The organism is Limnobaculum zhutongyuii (assembly GCF_004295645.1).
Taxonomy (GTDB): domain Bacteria; phylum Pseudomonadota; class Gammaproteobacteria; order Enterobacterales; family Enterobacteriaceae; genus Limnobaculum; species Limnobaculum zhutongyuii.
This window is the reverse complement of record NZ_CP034752.1, coordinates 3023629-3041919: the sequence shown is the minus strand read 5'-3', so window position 1 is coordinate 3041919 and position 18291 is coordinate 3023629. Positions and strand designations below refer to the sequence as shown.

The 18291-nt window shown below is 47.7% G+C and carries 25 protein-coding genes; 18 read left to right on the top strand and 7 right to left on the bottom strand.

Annotated features, from left to right (window positions below; translation table 11 throughout):
* Positions 1-2: 2 nt before the first annotated feature.
* Positions 3-1730 carry a terminase large subunit domain-containing protein gene (locus tag EKN56_RS13685; protein ID WP_130592291.1) on the bottom strand — a complete coding sequence of 576 codons (1728 nt, stop codon included), beginning with the start codon at positions 1728-1730 and terminating at the stop codon, positions 3-5.
* 154 nt (positions 1731-1884) lie between these two features.
* On the opposite strand from EKN56_RS13685, the gene EKN56_RS13680 reads away from it, so the two are divergent.
* The 18 genes from EKN56_RS13680 (at position 1885) to EKN56_RS13600 (ending at position 12627) form a co-directional block, all read left to right on the top strand.
* The gene (locus tag EKN56_RS13680) at positions 1885-2733 is read left to right on the top strand and encodes a GPO family capsid scaffolding protein (RefSeq protein ID WP_130592290.1); all 849 of its coding nucleotides are present in this window, start codon (positions 1885-1887) and stop codon (positions 2731-2733) included.
* Between the two features lie 59 nt (positions 2734-2792).
* Positions 2793-3824 carry a phage major capsid protein, P2 family gene (locus tag EKN56_RS13675; RefSeq protein WP_130592289.1) on the top strand — a complete coding sequence of 344 codons (1032 nt, stop codon included), beginning with the start codon at positions 2793-2795 and terminating at the stop codon, positions 3822-3824.
* Positions 3825-3878: 54 nt separating this feature from the next.
* Positions 3879-4736, top strand: coding sequence for a phage terminase small subunit (gene gpM / locus EKN56_RS13670; RefSeq protein ID WP_130592288.1), 858 nt, complete (start codon positions 3879-3881; stop codon positions 4734-4736).
* A gap of 102 nt (positions 4737-4838) precedes the next feature.
* Positions 4839-5327, top strand: a complete 489-nt coding sequence (locus EKN56_RS13665; RefSeq protein ID WP_130592287.1) for a head completion/stabilization protein — start codon at positions 4839-4841, stop codon at positions 5325-5327.
* Positions 5327-5530, top strand: a complete 204-nt coding sequence (locus EKN56_RS13660) for a tail protein X (RefSeq protein WP_130592286.1) — start codon at positions 5327-5329, stop codon at positions 5528-5530. Before EKN56_RS13665 ends, EKN56_RS13660 begins: the two co-directional genes overlap by 1 nt.
* Before the next feature lie 6 nt (positions 5531-5536).
* A complete protein-coding gene (locus EKN56_RS13655) occupies positions 5537-5935 on the top strand; it encodes a putative holin (protein WP_130592285.1) in 399 nt (132 codons plus the stop codon).
* Complete coding sequence (locus tag EKN56_RS13650; RefSeq protein ID WP_246019826.1) at positions 5935-6237, top strand: phage holin family protein; 303 nt, start codon at positions 5935-5937, stop codon at positions 6235-6237. Before EKN56_RS13655 ends, EKN56_RS13650 begins: the two co-directional genes overlap by 1 nt.
* Complete coding sequence (locus EKN56_RS13645) at positions 6234-6713, top strand: TIGR02594 family protein (protein WP_130592283.1); 480 nt, start codon at positions 6234-6236, stop codon at positions 6711-6713. The genes EKN56_RS13650 and EKN56_RS13645 overlap by 4 nt, the downstream gene beginning before the upstream one ends.
* 1 nt (position 6714) lies before the next feature.
* A complete protein-coding gene (locus EKN56_RS13640; RefSeq protein ID WP_130592282.1) occupies positions 6715-7125 on the top strand; it encodes a hypothetical protein in 411 nt (136 codons plus the stop codon).
* Complete coding sequence (lysC, locus tag EKN56_RS21730) at positions 7049-7243, top strand: Rz1-like lysis system protein LysC (protein ID WP_456085575.1); 195 nt, start codon at positions 7049-7051, stop codon at positions 7241-7243. Before EKN56_RS13640 ends, lysC begins: the two co-directional genes overlap by 77 nt.
* Positions 7244-7245: 2 nt before the next feature.
* Complete coding sequence (locus tag EKN56_RS13635; protein ID WP_130592281.1) at positions 7246-7707, top strand: phage tail protein; 462 nt, start codon at positions 7246-7248, stop codon at positions 7705-7707.
* Position 7708: 1 nt separating this feature from the next.
* Positions 7709-8350, top strand: a complete 642-nt coding sequence (locus tag EKN56_RS13630; RefSeq protein ID WP_130592280.1) for a phage virion morphogenesis protein — start codon at positions 7709-7711, stop codon at positions 8348-8350.
* A 94-nt stretch (positions 8351-8444) separates the two neighbouring features.
* Positions 8445-9074, top strand: a complete 630-nt coding sequence (locus EKN56_RS13625; protein WP_130592279.1) for a phage baseplate assembly protein V — start codon at positions 8445-8447, stop codon at positions 9072-9074.
* Positions 9071-9424, top strand: coding sequence for a GPW/gp25 family protein (locus EKN56_RS13620; protein ID WP_130592278.1), 354 nt, complete (start codon positions 9071-9073; stop codon positions 9422-9424). Before EKN56_RS13625 ends, EKN56_RS13620 begins: the two co-directional genes overlap by 4 nt.
* Positions 9425-9428: 4 nt before the next feature.
* The gene (locus EKN56_RS13615; protein WP_130592277.1) at positions 9429-10340 is read left to right on the top strand and encodes a baseplate assembly protein; all 912 of its coding nucleotides are present in this window, start codon (positions 9429-9431) and stop codon (positions 10338-10340) included.
* The gene (locus tag EKN56_RS13610; protein ID WP_130592276.1) at positions 10333-10941 is read left to right on the top strand and encodes a phage tail protein I; all 609 of its coding nucleotides are present in this window, start codon (positions 10333-10335) and stop codon (positions 10939-10941) included. The genes EKN56_RS13615 and EKN56_RS13610 overlap by 8 nt, the downstream gene beginning before the upstream one ends.
* Complete coding sequence (locus EKN56_RS21030) at positions 10938-12224, top strand: phage tail protein (RefSeq protein ID WP_130592275.1); 1287 nt, start codon at positions 10938-10940, stop codon at positions 12222-12224. Before EKN56_RS13610 ends, EKN56_RS21030 begins: the two co-directional genes overlap by 4 nt.
* A gap of 1 nt (position 12225) precedes the next feature.
* A complete protein-coding gene (locus EKN56_RS13600) occupies positions 12226-12627 on the top strand; it encodes a tail fiber assembly protein (protein WP_130592274.1) in 402 nt (133 codons plus the stop codon).
* 122 nt (positions 12628-12749) lie between these two features.
* Here EKN56_RS13600 and EKN56_RS13595 read toward each other — a convergent pair whose 3' ends face one another.
* Genes EKN56_RS13595 through EKN56_RS13570 form a run of 6 tightly spaced genes read right to left on the bottom strand, consistent with a single transcriptional unit; the run spans position 12750 to position 18212 of the window.
* Positions 12750-13178, bottom strand: a complete 429-nt coding sequence (locus tag EKN56_RS13595) for a phage tail protein (protein ID WP_130593709.1) — start codon at positions 13176-13178, stop codon at positions 12750-12752.
* Between the two features lie 31 nt (positions 13179-13209).
* Positions 13210-15993, bottom strand: a complete 2784-nt coding sequence (locus tag EKN56_RS13590) for a phage tail tape measure protein (RefSeq protein WP_130592273.1) — start codon at positions 15991-15993, stop codon at positions 13210-13212.
* A complete protein-coding gene (locus EKN56_RS21560; protein ID WP_313770507.1) occupies positions 15990-16055 on the bottom strand; it encodes a GpE family phage tail protein in 66 nt (21 codons plus the stop codon). The genes EKN56_RS13590 and EKN56_RS21560 overlap by 4 nt, the downstream gene beginning before the upstream one ends.
* A gap of 59 nt (positions 16056-16114) precedes the next feature.
* Positions 16115-16459, bottom strand: coding sequence for a phage tail assembly protein (locus EKN56_RS13580; protein WP_130592271.1), 345 nt, complete (start codon positions 16457-16459; stop codon positions 16115-16117).
* Positions 16460-16488: 29 nt separating this feature from the next.
* Positions 16489-17004, bottom strand: a complete 516-nt coding sequence (locus tag EKN56_RS13575) for a phage major tail tube protein (RefSeq protein ID WP_130592270.1) — start codon at positions 17002-17004, stop codon at positions 16489-16491.
* A 14-nt stretch (positions 17005-17018) separates the two neighbouring features.
* Complete coding sequence (locus tag EKN56_RS13570) at positions 17019-18212, bottom strand: phage tail sheath subtilisin-like domain-containing protein (protein WP_130592269.1); 1194 nt, start codon at positions 18210-18212, stop codon at positions 17019-17021.
* Positions 18213-18291 lie beyond the last annotated feature (79 nt).

The window sequence follows — 18291 nt, the reverse complement described above, 5'->3', positions numbered from 1 at the left end:
TATTAAAACTCCTCAACAAAGCTGTTGCTTGTGTCCGTGACTTCTACGCCAATCGGTTCGTTAAATATGCCTTGCATAGTGGCCCATGCTAGATCGCCGTGGTTACTGCCGCGTTTACGGTCAGATTCATAGGTCATAATGCCGCCCGGCGTTACCACTTTTCGGATAGTCATAAATGCATGAACAATTTCCATCATGCCGGCGTCATATTCATAGCGTCCGGAACGGATAACCATCAGCATTTTGAGTACCATCGCCCGCTTAAGTGATAAGGAATAGTTGTACATAACGGCCGCAGGGAAAAATTTAATCACCAGTTGGTAAACCGCTTCACCAATACCGGTACCATCAATGGCAATATGCTGCACGTTGTAACGCTCAGTAATTTCTTCAATGACCTTAGCTTGCGCTTCGAATTCCATGCCGCGAAGTTGAATGCGCTCAACGGTACGGAATTTAGCCCCCGGCACTGCTGGCGGTGATAAGACAACTAAACCGGCACTGTCACCTTTGCCGCTGCTGCCGTTGGGATCGTAGCTTACCCATACAGGGCGCTGGCCTAATGGGCGAGGGGAGAACGGTCGCCAGTCTGGCCATACATCATCGTTATAACCATCAACCCCGCAATTAATCAACGCGTTATAATCAAAGGCTCGTTCTCCGACTGAAATAAACCGGCACATATACAGGTTTTCAAACTCGTCAGGGGAGTTCTCCGATTTGATTTCATCCAGATCTATTTTGTCAAAGCCGAGGTTAATCGCATCAGTAACAGTAACTATTTGGCGGAAGATATTATCAGCGCATAAACGGCCATTTTTTAGCGCCTTATGACTGATATCAATATCAACCTGTTCCGATCGCGGCTTGCCCTCATTGAACAGTTCACCGCTCCAGAATTTATAGGCTTCATGTTCTTCACTCGATGCTGTGGATAGATATGTACGCCGCAGGTGTGTATGCGTAGCCATACCTGCCGCGACTTTTCGAACATTCAGAAAGTTACTTATCCAAAAAGCCTCATCAAGATTAAGGTCGCCGGTATAACTCTGATTGTGAGCCGCTGATGTACCGAGGAAATATAAAATTACACAGGAATGCTCATCAGTGGACAGTTCAATTGTATCGCCGCCTGTTAGCTCAACGCCTACCAGGCGTGCTGCTGATTGAATGAAACGCTTAAATTGGAATGCTTGAGCCCGGCTAGCTGATAAGAATATCTGGTTATTCCCCGTTTCTAACGCGACCAAAAACGCTTCATGCGATACGTAGCGAGTGCCGCCAATCTGGCGGGATTTAAGGTAAAAACGGTTCCGGCGTTTACGCTGTTTATACCAGCGTTTCTGGTGTTCGTAGAACGATTCAAACAGTAGATCACGTAACTGATTAATCTGTTCAGTAGTGAAATGATTCTTTTTGGTTTTCTTTTTTTCTTCTTTCTCTTCGTCCTGACGTTCATGCCTGAAAAAACGGTCAAGCTGCCGCCCTAGCAGGTCAATGCGTTTAAAGTCGTGAGGGGTTGGATTTTCTTTTTCTATCAGCCGTAAGTACTGGACGTGTGTACGTTCGCTAACGCGCTGCTTTCCTGTTGCCTCATCCCATTTATCACGACGCCGCCAGCTATAGAGCGTGTTAATGCTCACCCCGATCTCTTTTGATATCTGAGTGATGCTAAATTCTCGCCAATATAGACTCTTGGCTTCTGCGCGAACGTCTGGGGATGTATTCATGACAACAGGCTAACGCGCGCGCGGGCGTTGATATATCTGATTAAGTTGTCACAACAGCGCGACAATCTGAAGGTTTTGCGCTGGGGCGGCAAGGGGGAATGATGTGATTATCATTTTATGAGAAAGCGAATCTATCTACCCGGAGCTTTATACCATGCCTATTTCAAAACCTTTCTGTGTTGCTGTCGAGGGCGCTACCTGTGACGGACGTAAATTAGAACGTCAGCATATTGACCAGATGGCAGCGAGCTATAACCCTACGGTTTACGGTGCGCGTATTAATCTTGAACATTTACGGGGTTATTCACCTGAAAGCGATTTTCGGGCTTACGGTGATGTTATGACCTTGAAGGCCGAAGATATTGATGATGGGCCACTTAAGGGTAAACGCGGACTTTATGCCGTTGTTGATGCTACTGACGATTTGGTTACGTTAAAGGATAAACGTCAGAAAATTTATCACAGTGTCGAAATTCATCCTTCATTTGCCGATACAGGAAAAGCCTACTTGATGGGACTGGCCTGCACCGATAACCCTGCCAGCCTTGGTACTGAAATGATGAATTTCTGTGCTAATAGCGCGGTTAATCCACTGGCATCCCGTAAGCACGATCCCGCCTGTTTTTTCTCTGAAGCTATTGAGTCAACCATTGAGTTTGAGGCTGAAAAACCGCCGGCTGAGCCAGAGAGCGGCAAATCATTCTTCGCCCGAATCACTGAGAAGCTGACCGGTACGCAGCAAAAGTTCAGTCAGGAAAATAACGAGATCAAAAAGGCCGTAGAGGCGATTGCTGAAAGTCAGGGCAAGTTACTCGACCGAATCGAAACGCTAAGCACTGGCCAGGCTGCAACAACAGAGATCAAAGCGTCTATTGATGTGCTACGTACTGATTTTGATGCCTTAAAAACCAAGCTATCTGAAGAAGATGCTAATCATTACGGACGGAGACCGCCAGCGACCGGCAATAACGGAAACGCGGCCCCGGTTCAGGCGGACTGTTAATTACCTGACCGTTTTGACTGATACCAAATTAACTGAAATAGAAAAATAGGAATTTTAATATGCGCAATGAAACCCGCGTCTTGTTCGATGGCTACATGGCACGACAAGCTGAGCTGAACGGCGTGAGCGTCGATCATGTGACGAAAAACTTTAATCTGGCACCGAGTGTTGAGCAGACTTTGGAAGATAAAACGCAACAGTCTTCGGAAATGCTGCAAAAAATTAATATCGTCGGCGTGCCTGAGCAATCCGGCCAAAAGCTGGGACTTGGTATCTCCGGCCCAGTATCAAGTACTAATACCTCAAATACCGATCCGCGCCAGCCGCGTTCAATTCATACGCTGGATGATGATCAATACAGTTGTGGCCAGATTAATACTGACACCTATATCTCTTATGCTCAGTTAGATATGTGGGCGAAGTTTCCAGACTTCCAGCAGCGTATTGCTAACCAAATTATTCAGCGCCGGGCGCTTGACCGAATCATGATCGGCTTTAACGGTACCAGCCGCGCACCTAAATCAGATCTGGCCACGAATCAGCTATTGCAGGATGTCGGAGTTGGTTGGTTACAAAAATACCGAGAAAACGCAGCTCAGCGAGTGATGAAAAATGTCACGGTAACCAGTCGCGATGATGGGAATAAGGTTATCGCAAAAGGTATGTACGGTAACCTTGACGCGCTGGTTTTTGATGCGGTTAATTCCTTACTGGAAGAGTGGTACAAGTCATCGACTGAGTTAGTCGTGGTTTGTGGGCGTCAAGTAACGGTTAGTCGTAATTACCCATTAATTAACGCAGTGAGTTCTACTAATCCGAACTCCGAAGCCATTGCCGGCCAGCTTATTGCCACGCAGAACAAGATCGGCAACCTGCCGTCGTATATTGCTCCAAATTTCCCTAACGGTGCCATGCTGATTACCCCAATGAAAAACCTGTCTATTTACTGGCAGGAAGGCAAGCATCGCCGCATGGTTCGAGAAGAGCCAGAGCTTAACCGTGTCGCTACATATGAGTCTTCAAATGATGATTATGTGGTTGAAGATTACGGGTTTGGTTGCCTGATCGAAGGCATTACCGCTGCCGTATAACAATATCAACATGAGGGCAGGGTAAATACTCTGCCCCGTGTGCTAGGGGGAATCATGTTAACACCGGCAAGAATGCATTTTGAGAAAGTCATGGCTGAGCGCCGTGGCCATAATTCAGAGAGTAATCTTCAGGAACGGACAGCATACGAACAAATGCTTTACCGTCTACGTCTGGATAAATCTTCACTTAAAAACGTTCAATCTGATTCAGCAAAGGCCGAGTTAAAACGCAAGCTATTGCCTAATTATCAAGCGTGGATTGACGGCGTTTTGGCGTCTGATACCGGCCAGTCTGATGAAGTCCTGACTACGGTAATGATCTGGTCTGCTGACTGTGGAAATATCGCTGATGCGCTTCGCGTTGGTGAGTATGTATTACGCCATAAGTTGCCGATGCCTGATCAGTACCGGCGCACTGCCGCAACAGTGTTGGTTGAAGAAATTTGCAATCCGGTGCTGGCAGCGTTCAAAGCTAACCCGGCAAATGCATTGGTCTCAATTGATTTGCTGACGGGCTTGCAGGGCATCACGGCTAATGAAGATATGCCCGATCAGGTACGTGCCAAACTATTTAAGGCATTAGGCTTTACGCTGCGATTGGAACAGGAGCCTGAATCTCTTGAGCGAGCATTGTCTTGCTTGCGTGAAGCTATGCTGCTGGATCCGAAAAAGGCTGGCGTTACTCGTGATATTGAAAATCTGGGGCGTGATATTAAGAAAATCAATCAGACCGGCACTGATTCCACTGATGACGTATCTGCACAGGAAAGTAGCACGATTGTTGATGATAAAGCGCCGCCAGCAGAGCCAGCAAAGCCGAAAAAAGCAACATCAGCCAAGGTATCAACTAAAAAACCGCAGGCAACAAAGCCAGCGGCAAAGAAAGTGATCGGGCGTAAAGCTCAGTCATAACCGAATGTGCCCCCGCGCACCCAGGCGGCACGGAGTGATGCAGTAAGGTCAGCTTATTTGTATCACTCCGTCCACCGCCTGACCTTACCGGAGATAGTCAGCATGAGCCTGATAGCGACTGAACCAGTCAGATCCGAAACAGAGCCAGAACCGAATGACGGTGATTCAGTGGTAACTAGCTCAGCATTTTGGCCGGTTATTTCTCTGAAAGCGCTGCGCAAGTCAATGAAGATTGATGGTCAGGTAACAACCGACCGCCTGATGTCACGCACGATTGAAGCGGTAGTGAATGTTAATAATCAGCTTAAGGATTGGAAGTGGAATCAGGAATCAGACGGCTATTGCTCGTTAGTCAATGTACCGGCTGAACTCGTTAACGGTGAATCGGAAAAGGTCTGGCGATATAAAAACGCGGTTTACTCCCTGACGAAAGCACTATTGATCGAAGGACATCGGGATATTGATACTACGCGTGAAGGTGAGAAGCACGCCATAGCGCTGAGTACCCAGATCGATACGCTTTGGCGTGATGTTAACTGGTCAGTCAGTGATATTCAGGACAAAAACCGAGGTATAGCGGAATTAGTGTAATGCAAATACGAGCGCAGCAGGGCGATACGGTTGATGAGATTTGTTTACGTTACTACGGCAGAACGGCGGGAGTGACAGAGGCGGTCTATGAGGCTAACCCCGGACTCTGTGACGGTTCGCCCTTACTTACTGCCGGTCAGGTCGTCTATCTGCCGGAAGTATCACCGCCTGTACAACAGGAAATAGTACAACTATGGGATTAAAACATTATGGCTGAGCCAATAACCATCACCACAGGTATGGCAACCGGTGTTGTTGCGGGCGTTACGGTAGCGAGTCTTATGCCGGGGGTTGAGCCGGGGGTCATTATCGCGGCGTTTGCTGGGTCAGTGATATTTGTACTATCAGCCATTGATTTTCCTATCTGGCAGCGTGCCTTTCTATTTGGTGTATCGATGATTACCGGTATTTATGGCGCCGAGTTTGCTGCCGCGATTGCATCAGCATTGTTGTCTGCGGTACTGCCTGGCGAAATTCAAGCCGCTGCACCGATAGGGGCGATTTTAGCATCAGCGGCGGCGGTCAGAGTATTGATGATGTTCAGCGCAAGGCCGAAAGATAATGGCTCTGTGTTCGATCGGTTCCGTAATAGAGGGGATGGGTCATGATGGGTAATGCGCTTCTACTGGCGGTAAATGCGGCCGTTTGTATGCTAATTATTGTCAGATTATTCACGTATCGCCGTAGAGGCGCACAGCATCGGGCGGCGGGATCGTGGCTGGCCTATGTGCTGATGGTGGCCTGTGCGGCGGTCGTTGTCCGGATCATATTCGGACAATATACGAGCGTAGATTGGGCTGAAACGCTGCTGAATATTGCTTTATGCGCTTCAATATATGCTGCACGTGGCAACGTGATGCATGTCTTTCGTGGGCCAGCCAGTGAGCCCGTTATAGGGGATAAGAAATGACTGAACCAAGCTGGATTGCATTAGCCAAAAAAGATATTGGTGTGAGTGAAATCAAGGGTGATAAACATAACCCTGTTATCGTTCAGTACTGGAAAGATATCAAACGTGGCGGCATTAAAGATGATGAAACTCCTTGGTGTGCGGCATTTGTCGGTGCCATGCTTGAGCGTTCCGGTATTCGCTCCACTCGGTTTGAGTCTGCTAAATCGTACGAAACTTGGGGCGTAAAACTCACCTCTCCGGTATACGGTTGTATTGTTACATTTATTCGTAATGGCGGTGGTCATGTCGGTTTTGTCGTCGGTATATCTCCGAGCGGCGATCTGATGGTGCTTGGTGGCAATCAGTCTGATGCAGTGAATATTAAAGCCTTCTCAACTGACCGCGTAACGTCATATCGCTGGCCACCGATACTACTCCCAATCGATAGAGCATTACCCATTTTTACCGGTAACCTCTCAACGCGTGAGTCATAAAATGATGCGTCTGACTGCAGTATTGTCATTCATAACTATGTTGGCCATAGCTTCAGCGTTCTGGTTATGGCATGGGAAAACAGAAGCGCAGGCCGCAGAGCAAAAGGCTATTCAGGATTTAAATATTAGCGCCAGCACAATGAGCAATGCGCTCCGCTTAACAACAGTATTTAGTGTTATTTCAGAAGGACGGGCTCATGAAAAACTACGAGAGCAGCACGAAGGCGAGCAACGCCGCAAGGATAATCAGCAAGATTTACGGACGGTGCCCTGTGCTTCTGAGTATCTGCCTGAGTCTGTTGAGCGCCGGCTGTTCGACAACGCCAGTCGTTTACGTGCCAGCTACCTGTCCGAAGATACCGGCAGAACTATTAAGCCCGACACCAATCCCTTACCCGCAAATGACCGGTAAGCGGTTAACGTTTGGGGAGAGCACAAACTGGAATGATGCGTTATTGGAAGCGCTAGGCTCAGCCAACGCAGACAAAGCCGCTGCCCGACGTGCAGAGCGGGAAAGGTCAGGGGAATAGCTATGTTAAAGCCAGAGTTATTACGTAAATTTATCAGCGCAGCAGTGCCTTACCTGCGTGAAAACCCTGACAGCCTGATTGTCTATACCACCAAAGGCCGGATAGTGACTACCGGCCAATTTTCCCCTTCTTTTGAGTACCGCTATGTGCTCGAAGTATTGGCCATGGATTACCCCGGCTCATTAGACTCCCTAAGTATTCCGATCATCGCTTGGGCGAGGATGTACCAGCCTGATTTATTATTAAATCCTGACCGACAGCAGAACGGGATCACCTATGAAGCCGATTTACTGAGCAATACCACCATGGACGTGCTTTTTAAAATTCAGGTTGATGAGGCCACTATCGTTCAATATGAAAATGGGAATACCACGGTTAAACATCGGGCTGATGCTATGCCGTCGCCGGAGACCGGGCCGGATATTTGGGAATTAATTGCTGACGGCCATTTGGTTAATCTCTGATATGAGTACCAATACTGACGCTTTATTTCAGCAACTAGATGATTATCTGGCTACGGTAATTAAACACCTTGAGCCTAACCAACGTCGGCGCTTATCGCGTCAATTGGCCTTTGGTTTACGCCGTAGGCAGCAGCAGCGGATAGGGCAGCAGCAAAACCCTGACGGTAGTCATTATGCGCCCCGTAAAAATAAAGTATTACGGACAAGCGGTAGCGTTCGCTTTCTATGGAAAACCGGCATCCGTGAATTAGCTAACTGGCGTACAACCGGGCGCGGTGATAAACGACAAATAACCGGTTTTGATGTTGACCGGGGCGCAGTACGTTCATTTTATAAACGGGATATCCAGCAGTATATTGCGATTAATTTAAATCAAACCAAACAAACTAAAAGTAAGCCCGAAAAGATGTTCAGGCGTTTACGGACGGCCAGATTTTTACGGGCAACCAGCTCTGCCAATGAGGCGAATGTGGGCTTTAGTGGTCGCGCATCTCAGATTGCCAGCGTTCATCAGTATGGTGAAGTGGATAACGTTGCTGAAAATGCAAAAGCCCGATACCCAGAACGAGAATTGTTAGGTTTGAGTCATTCAGACTTAGATTATATTGCTGATACCGTTGTCCAATTTGTTCAGCATCCCTGATTGATTGTCGGCAGAGCCTGACAACGCCCATTCATTGCGCGCGCGCGCAGACATAGTGAAACTGACGGTAAGATTTTACAGCCTGGTTAACGTCATGGATTCTTTTGAGCTTCTTCGCCTTCTTTGTAATTTGATCCGTTTTGGTACGGTTGTCGAAGTCGATTATAAAAACTATAAGGCCCGTGTTGAGACTGGCGGAAATGTCACTGACTGGATCCGTTGGGGAATTGATAGAGCCGGTGACGCGCAGACGTGGTGGGCACCTTCAAAAGGTGAGCAAGTACTGTTGTTGTGTCCTGAAGGGGCGTTAGAAAAGGCAGTGATTTGTTTCAGTCTTTATACTGATGATATCCAGCCGCCCGATTTCGGTAAACAAACCCGCGTTACAAAATACCCTGACGGTGCCGTAACACATTATTCTCCAGAATCTGGAGCGCTTACCGTTAGTGGCGTAAAAACGATTACGGTTAATTCGGCTACATCAGTGACGGTAAATACAACTACCGCAACGATTAACGCGACTGGTTCAGTCACGCTGGACACTCCAGAAGTTATTTGCACCAACCACCTGACAACAGGGACGCTGACCGTTAAAAAAGGCGGCTCAATGCAGGGCAATATTACCCACACTGGCGGTAATTTCTCATCAAACGGTATTGTGGTTCATACCCATACGCATGGCGGTGTCGATCGTGGCTCTAGCTCGACGGATGGCCCGCAATGAGTAAAGAAAAATATACCGGCATGAATGCGTTAACGGGCAGGGCCATCAACAACGATGACCATATCAACCAGTCAATCAAAGATATTTTGACTACGCCTGTCGGTTCACGGGTGATGCGCCGTAACTATGGCTCGCAGCTTCATGAATTGATTGACCAGCCGATGAACGAAGTTAATAGCCTGCGCATCATGTCGGCGATCTTTAGTGCGCTTTACCGGTGGGAACAGCGTATTTCGTTGAGTAATATCGCGCTGAGTACAGGTGAAAAAGGGCAGTTGATTGCTGGCCTGACTCTTCAGCGTACCGATGATTTAGCCACCTTTGTCACTGACGTTTCTCTGAAAGGATAAGACTATGAGCGGAACTATCGATCTTTCACAACTCCCGCCGCCCGTGGTCATTGAATCTTTGGATTATGAAACGTTATTGTCAGAGCGAAAGGCGGCGTTTATTGCACTATTTCCGACCGAAGATCGGGAGTCCGTGCAGCGTACTTTAGCGCTGGAATCTGAGCCGCTTGTTAAGCTATTGCAGGAAAGCACATACCGAGAGCTGATACTACGGCAGCGTGTGAATGAGTCAGCGCGCGCTGTCATGCTGGCTTATGCAGTCGGTAATGATTTAGACCAGCTAGCCGCCAATTTTAACGTACCCCGTTTGACCGTTCGTGAAGCGGACAATACAGCGATACCTCATATTGATGCAGAGATGGAATCTGACGCTGATTTTCGCACGCGTACACAGCAGGCTTTTGAAGGTTTGAGCGTTGCCGGGCCGACTGCCGCCTATGAATTTTTTGGTCGGTCAGCTGATGGTCGAGTGGCTGATATCTCTGCAATTAGCCCTGCACCGGCCTATGTTACGGTTTCAGTTTTATCCCGTGAGAATGATGGTACTGCCAGCGCTGAATTAATTCAGGTGGTTGATGCTGCACTCAATGGGGAAGAGGTTAGGCCGGTTGCTGATCGTCTAACGGTACAGTCAGCCAAAATAATGAACTACGAAGTTGATGCTGTTATTTATGTTTATCCGGGGCCGGAAGTGGAGCCCATTCTTCAGGCAGCAGATCAGCAGCTAAAAACCTATACCAGTGCGCAACGTCGGTTAGGGCGGGATATCAGGCTTTCCGCTATTTATGCGGCGCTACATGTTGAAGGTGTGCAGCGGGTTGAACTGATTAAACCTGTTACTGACTTGGTTCTGGATAAGACACAGGCGTCTTATTGCACCAATTACAAACTGGTTATTGGTGGTTCCGATGAGTAGGGCGTTGTTGCCGCGTAATGCGTCTGCGCTTGAGAACGCGGTAGCTGTCGCCAGTTCTCCGATTAGTGAGGTACCCGTACCTTTGCGGCAGTTATGGGATCCTGAAACCTGCCCGCTTGAATTATTACCTTATTTAGCGTGGGCATTTTCTGTCGATCGTTGGTCGGGTGACTGGCCAGAAAAAACCAAACGAGACGTTATTAAAAAAGCGTATTTCATTCATCGGCACAAAGGCACTATCAGTGCATTGCGCCGCGTAGTTGAGCCGCTAGGCTTTCTTATCAATGTGATCGAGTGGTGGGAAATTGGCGAAACGCCGGGAACGTTCCGGCTTGAGGTCGGTGTACTTAATTCCGGCATTGATAATGAAATGTATGAAGAGCTGGATCGGTTGATTGCTGACGCAAAGCCATGCAGCAGACACTTAACCGGTCTGGTTATCAGCCTGAATATTAGCGGCCCTCTTTATGTCGGGGCTGCTAATTATCTGGGTGATGAGCTAACAGTCTACCCTTATACATCTGAAGTATTAACAGTATCCGGCGAAGAGTTCTATAGCGGCGCGGTACACGTTATTGACACTATGAGAGTGAATCCATGAGCGTAAAATTTTATACCATATTGACAGAACTTGGTGCCGCAAAGCTGGCGAATGCAACGGCATTAGGTTCGACATTAGAAATTACTCATATGGCAGTAGGCGACGGTGGCGGAGTTACACCCACGCCAACAGCCTCACAAACTGCTTTAATTCATGAGCAGCGCCGCGCCCCGTTAAATTCCTTGGGTGTTGATCCGGTCAATACTAATCAGATTATTGCTGAACAGATTATCCCTGAAGATGTTGGTGGCTGGTATATACGGGAAGTGGGCCTGTTTGATAAAGACGGTATTCTGATTGCGGTGGCTAATTGCCCTGATACCTACAAGCCGCAGCTTAGTGAGGGCAGCGGTAGGACTCAGGCTGTTAGAATGATTCTGATTGTGAGTAGTACGGCGGCGGTGACTCTGAAGATCGATCCGTCAGTAGTGTTAGCTACTCGTAAATATGTTGATGACCTATCCAATGCGATAGAAATAAGAATGAGTGCAGCGCTAATTGCGCACCAGAACTCACGTAACCATCCATCAGCAACCACTACTGAAAAGGGATTTGTTAAATTAAGTTCAGCGGTTAATAGTACATCAACTACTGATGCAGCTACGCCTAGCGCGGTTAGGCTAGCTTATGATTTAGCTGTCAGTAAAGTTAGCCCCGAGACATTGCAAAACAAAGGTTTTTTTCATTCTCAAGTTAATAAGCAAGACGTCAGCCAATTTACATTTAATGATTTTGGTCGTCGAGTATGGATTGATAATGATTCCCCATCTGCTTTTACGTTACCGGATATCAGCAATATTGAAGGTAGTGGTCAAACAATAACTGTCTGGAATGTGAGAGATACAAACATAACAATATCAGTAGGAAACTCAAGTAACAGCATCTCCGTGCCAATGTCAACGGTAAAGACGCTTACATTAAGACCCACAGAAAGCGTCGTTCTTGTTGTTGAACAAAACAAAACCTGGCATGCAACTGGTGATGCAGTGTTAAGGCTAACGCCCAGTTGGTCTTTTAATCCTGCGTTCAATGGTGGCTGGCAAAAACTCCCAAGCGGATTAATTATTCAATGGGGTGGTGTTAGTACAATTAGCGGCGACACTACAACCATGCTGCCAGTGACGTTTCCAACGGCATTTCTACATGCTGCTGTAACGATGGATTACACTCCCGGATCGGGTGCTGTTACATATATTGCTGCTTGCCCCAGCTCACGATCCACTATCATTTCACGGACAGCATCGCCCGGGTTGGGTGGTCGATACATAGCGATAGGATACTAATATGACTATATTTTTTTCCCCGAACCCTCTCGGCTTTTATGATTCAGTGTTAAATACAGATATCCCCGCCAATGCTGTTGAAATCAGCGCAGAAAAACATGCTGAGCTAATTAACGGTCAAGCGGCTGGAAAAGTAATTTCATTTAAAAACGGTGAGCCAGTTCTTATTGATAAGCCCGCTCCATCGAAAGATGAGCTGATTGTTGAAGCCAATGCAAATAAATCGATATTGTTATCAACAGCAACTGACATCATTAACTCGCTGGCTGATGCTGTTGAGTTGGAAATGGCTACGCTTGAAGAAGTATCACAGCTCAAAGCATGGAAGATATACCGAGTTTTATTAACTCGCATTGATACCAGCACCGCCCCTAATATCGACTGGCCAGAAATACCCGCCTAACCTACCCCTGAACTGATAATGAAAATGCCCGCAAACAACGCGGGCATTTTGCTGCAGTATAGATATAAATAACTGTACTGTCCGGAACGCATAGATATTACTGTCTGTGTGGTACCCGATTGTTAAAACGGCAAAATATCCGACAGGCTAAAGTCTGCTAACTTTTCTCTCAGGTCTTCGCTGGCTTTCTCCAGCGTGATAGTAAACTCAATCTTTCGAGCCTTACCATCCTGAAAAAATTCAGTTCTGGTTTCGGTAATATTGGTAATAACAAACATGCCATAGATAACACCAGTTCCCTCTATTAATGGCCAGGGCATACCGGAATAAGCCATCGTTCTCAGCGCTGACAGAGATAAATCGCCGCCACTAACTTCAGGATAGAGAACGCCGGAGAGTGTAATCTTATCATCACCGGTACCAATAAATTGACGGCGTGGTGATCTGCCTACCCGGTCATTTTTGACATGTCGCCAGTCAGTTTCTTGGCTAAGGTTTTGATAGGGGACTGAGCTCAGCATAAACGGGAACATTCCCAGAATCATCATGATATTTAATCTAAAGCCAAACATAATATTTACCTCATCCGCGATCTAACAATGACGACCGGCGACGCCTGTCAGTCGCCTGCTGGAGTACTTCCATTTCAGCCCGTACACGTTGCGCGATCTTTGCTTCATCAATGTTGCGGGCATCACTGATATAAATATTGATGTTGTATTGGTCTGAGCTAGCCGGTTGAATCGCTGAGCCAGATTGTGATCCGACAGTGCTAGTCGGCTGCTGAACGGAATAAGGCGCGACCATATTGCTACGCTGCTGTAACATCGGTTCGGTATAGCCGCCGCGAATAGGGATATATGCGGGAACATTCTTAAAGACGATATCACCCAGTTTATTAGGGTCGCGCTGATCGAGTGATCTGTTACTTAATCCTCCACCGCCACCTTTACCGCTGCTTTCACCGTCTTCACCGTCATTTTTACCTAAACGATTTAAAACGCCAAACTGTGGCGGAATTAATTTAGTGGTTACCGGCGTTTTACCCAGATTACCGCCAACACCACTAAGTGCCGTCATACCATCAACCAGATTGCCAAATGGTGATACATTCATGGCATTAGTTGCTTGCACTGCGGCATCTGCCGCACTGGGAATAGCACCGAGCTTTTCCAGTAACCAGCCAATCCCCGATGCTACAGCGACAATTATTGATACTAAGTTTGATAAGGCTTTACCAACTATCTCACCGAACCACTGTCCGGCAGAAGTACAGGCGTTAAGTTCTTCTGTGGAAAAATGAATAGGCTCAAGAAGCTTTTGAAACCACTCCCAAACACCACCAATAGCAGAACCGATAGCATCAAATATTGGTGCCAATGGGGCGAAGGCTGATTTTACAGGCGCGAGACCGGCCATTAATCCGGAAAAGAAACCGCTAAAAAATGCTTTGATGGGTTCCCAAAACTTAATAATAGCGACCGCCGCCGCAACAATAACGGCAATCACCAACCAGATAGGGGCGCTTATACCTGCAATGATGGCGATTAGCGGGCCGAACGTAGCTTGTCCAACGGTTCTAATCAATGCCATGGGTGATAGCAGGGTGCGTAAAACGCCACCGACTTTAGTGATCGCCCCCATCACGCCCCCAAATCCAGCGCCGCCCGTTAGCGTTGTTAGGCTTAGTCGAACCAATGCCATCGGGCCTAACAGCATGCCGAGCGCCAGCGTAACCGCACCAATGCCAACAGCCAGCGCCCCAACGATAAGCACAGTCTTGGCTATTCCTTTGGTGAGTTCAGGATTTTCTTTCATCCATTTTTCTACACGGTCAAGAAAACGAGTCAGGCCTTGCGTGACGCCGCGTAGTGGGGAATCAATACTTTCCTCCATATGAATTCGAACGCTTTCCCAGGCTGAATCAAGCTGGCGAAAATCGCCCAGAAGGTTATCACCCATAGTTTTAGCATTCTTATCTGCTTCGCCCGCCGCATTTCTTAACTCTTTAATTAAGCCCTGTAATTTACCATTACCAGCCGCTTCGGCTGCGGCCATTAAACCCGTAAATGCTTCCTCTCCACCGATATGTTTAAAGAAACTCACTTGGGAAGTCTGGCTGTATTTTCTGGTTTTGTTGTATAAATCGGTAAGTATTTCTTCCATGGGGCGCATTTTTCCGCCTGCACCATTGACTGAAATACCTAATTCATCTAGAGCCGCCTGTGCTTTTTTAGTTGGAGCGGCGAGACGAGAAAGGCTGGCGCGCAATGATGTACCAGCCATACTTCCACGGATCCCCTTATCAGCCAATGAACCAGCCATTGCCGCCATGGTTTCAATATCAATACCCAGAGTGGCTGCAACCGGCCCGGCATAGACCATGGTTTCACTAAGCTGGCGCAAGTCAGTATTGGTACGGGTAAATGCCCCCGTCAGTACGTCACTAACGCGATCCATCTGATCGGCGCTAAGTTTAAACTGGCTGAGTACGTTAGAACCGATGTCCGCACTTTCACCTAAATCCATATCACCGGCCAGTGCCATATTCAGAACGCCGGGCAGCGCTTGCTTAATGGCTTGGGGGGTGAATCCTGCCATAGCTAAAAATTGCTGACCGCGTGATGCATCTGTTGATGTGAATTCCGTCTCAGCACCGAGGCGTCTAGCCTCACTGCGTAGCACTTTCAATTCTTCACTGTTTTTATCCAGGCGCGTTAGCGCCTGAACCTTTGACATTCCGCGATCAAAATCCACGCCGGGTGAAAGAAAACGCGCGCTGCCATAAAGGGCAGTGCCGCCGACCATCATAGATTTCATTCCGGCACCGGTTAGCTTTGAACCGGTCTCTTTGCTGCGGTTATATCGTGACTGCGCTTGAGTGACGTTATTCAGTCGCCGCTGTTGTTCTGCTAGTTGCCGGTTGTACTGCTCAGTACGTAGCCTGATTTGATCGGTTGCTCTGGTACCTTGAGATACAGATATTCCGTGACGGTATAGATCGGCCCTGAGTTGGTTCAGGCGGGTTTGTTGTTGAGTCTGCTGCTGTGTTAGCGCGCGAACGGCTGCACGTTGTTTTATTAGCGCCGCTGTTTGTTCTGCGGTTCGTCCTTTGAGTGGCCCGAATGCTGCGGCCATTTGCCGGGCTTTTTCCTTCGCCTGGGTTAATTCATTACCTGTCCGCTTTGTGGCCGCGTTGAGTTTGTCAAAACTGGAAGCCTGACGCCCTAATGCTTTAATGCTGTTCTGAGTTGAACGAATTTGAGTGGCTAACCCTGCCGCCGCATTGCGTGCGGCACTGACAGGGCGGGCCATGTTATTGAGGGCGCTGAATGCGACTTTAATATTTAATCTACGGTCTGTCATGATGTGTTCCCACTGCGGACAGCCGCCTGTTCACGCCATGACAGCAACTCACTCGCGGTCATGGCGTCCATATCAGCCGGTCGCCAATGAAATATCACGGCTATATCGGCCATGATGCTCTCTACTTGGTCAAAGGGGCAACTGATAGTGTTGCATCCGTATCCGCTTGATTCGGTTCCGAATTCGGTTGCAAAAAATCAACCACCGCATTGGCCAATTGGCAAAAATCCCAAGTATCCATACGTGCAATTTCGTCAGAGGTCAGGGCCGGAGAGGTCACTCGCGGTAACAAGATGACTAGTGAGTCATAGCTGGAAGTCAGAACATCATAGACTTTTAAACCGCGCAGTGAACCGGCCTGTTTCAGTACTGAAGTAATGGCAATTTCAGTAATATCACCGCCAGTGCGAGTCATTGGTGTTACCAGTTTTACCACTGGTGCTGCTGGTTGGTTGTTTTTGTTCATGAATTAAATTTCCGTGTTTAAGTGGTAAATTACAGACCGCAGTTAGCGCGGTGTTTTTCCAGTACATCAACGCCACCAACTTTATAAATCATGTTTAACAGATCGATCTCCATGATTTCCTCACCTGCAATAGTGAGCTTGAAGTAGGTGTTTTTAAGCGTGTACTTATGAGAAGTATCATCGCCAGTTTTTGCCGTGCCAGGGTCTAACTCAGTAAAACGGCCGCGCGTCTGGATCTCACAGGGTACTGCTTCGCCTGTAGCTTCATCTTGGTATGAACCTGCAAAGCGGGTTTGCATACCGTCTGCGGTAGCTATACCCCATTTTTTAAGAAGGCCTGCATCCATACCGCCCAGCGTGATATCCATATCGATAGCGCCTGCATCAAAACCGAGATCAACGGCGATGGCTCCGGGCATCCCGCCAGCCTGATAATCTTCCGTTTTTTTGGTTAGTTTTGGCGGTGTAATTTCCGGAACCATTCCGGCATAGTTATCGCCGTCAAAAAACATATTGAAATACTTGAGTTTTCTAGGGAGTGCCATAATTGCCCCTTACCTTAGCTGTTAACAGCGTTGGCGAATTCCGCCAGATATTCATCAGTAAATTCCTGTACCAGGCTAAGATGTTCAAGCGGCGGAACAGGCGTGTAATTGTATTTAATGGTTAATTGGCCATTACGCAGAGTTTCTGAAGTATTGGCGTCCGCGTCGTACCAGCATTTAGCACCCAGCAGACGACCGGCAGTAACCAGTGCAGTAAGTTTGCGGTTGATGCCGTCTACAACGTCTTTGACTAACGATGGCGTTAGCGGTTTATCGACATAGAAGAAATGCGCCTCAGCAATGGTATCTGCCAGAAATTGGGCAGTACGCGTGTAGCTTTCAAAAAAGTACGTTTCTTTATCGCAGGTACGGGAACCCCAGAAGCGAAAGCCGTTCTGTTTAATCAGCGTGGTAACGCCAGCCGCGTTAAGTTCGTCAGCATCGGTATCGGTACCCTGAAGAGTGAAATAGATATCACGGTCTAACCCTAGAACGCCGTTAACGGCTACGTTAGAAAGGGTTTTATGCCAACCGATATCGGCGTCAATTTTTGCTCGCAAGCCAACAGCATGAGCAGGTGCTGGAACAGAAATGATTTCGCCATCTGCCATATTTAACGCTGTGAAGTTAGGCCAGAGAACCATCAATTCACGTTGAGAGAAATTTTCTCTATACAATTTTGCTTGAGCAATTGATGTGCAACCGTGGGCTGAAATATAAGCAAAGGCTCGCAGTTTTTCCGCAATAATACCGAGTTGCGCCGCTACTGGCTGAGTGTCCTTTTCGGGTACCGCCAGCACTCGCGGGCGGACGCCCACGCGCATTTCAGCCGACAGTAGGGCATACATACCAGTAAATCGCCCATGTTCATCAGAACCGCCAATAATCAGCTGGTCTTGAGTTAGGGGCGTTTCACCTTCTGCGGTAACAAGATTGGCTGCATCGGGTACGCGAATGACAATAGTCTGAGGGCTACACTGATCAGAAATAGCTTTCAGTGTGGTTGATAGCGTACCTGTTTTACCGGCTTTACCCAGAAAATTAGCAACGCGAGTTAATAGAACTGGCTCATTGAGCGGAAATGTTTTTTCGTCGGCATCATCAGCGACACAAACAACACCGATAACGGCTGAATCAATATCATTGATGATAGTGCTGAGATCGGTTGTTTCTCTGACCGTGACGCCATGGTGAAAATTAGTGGCCATGAATTAGACTCCTGAAATTAATTACAGGACTAATCTTGCTTTGCATCTCTTTCCCACGCCATCAGTGAAGGTTGTCAGA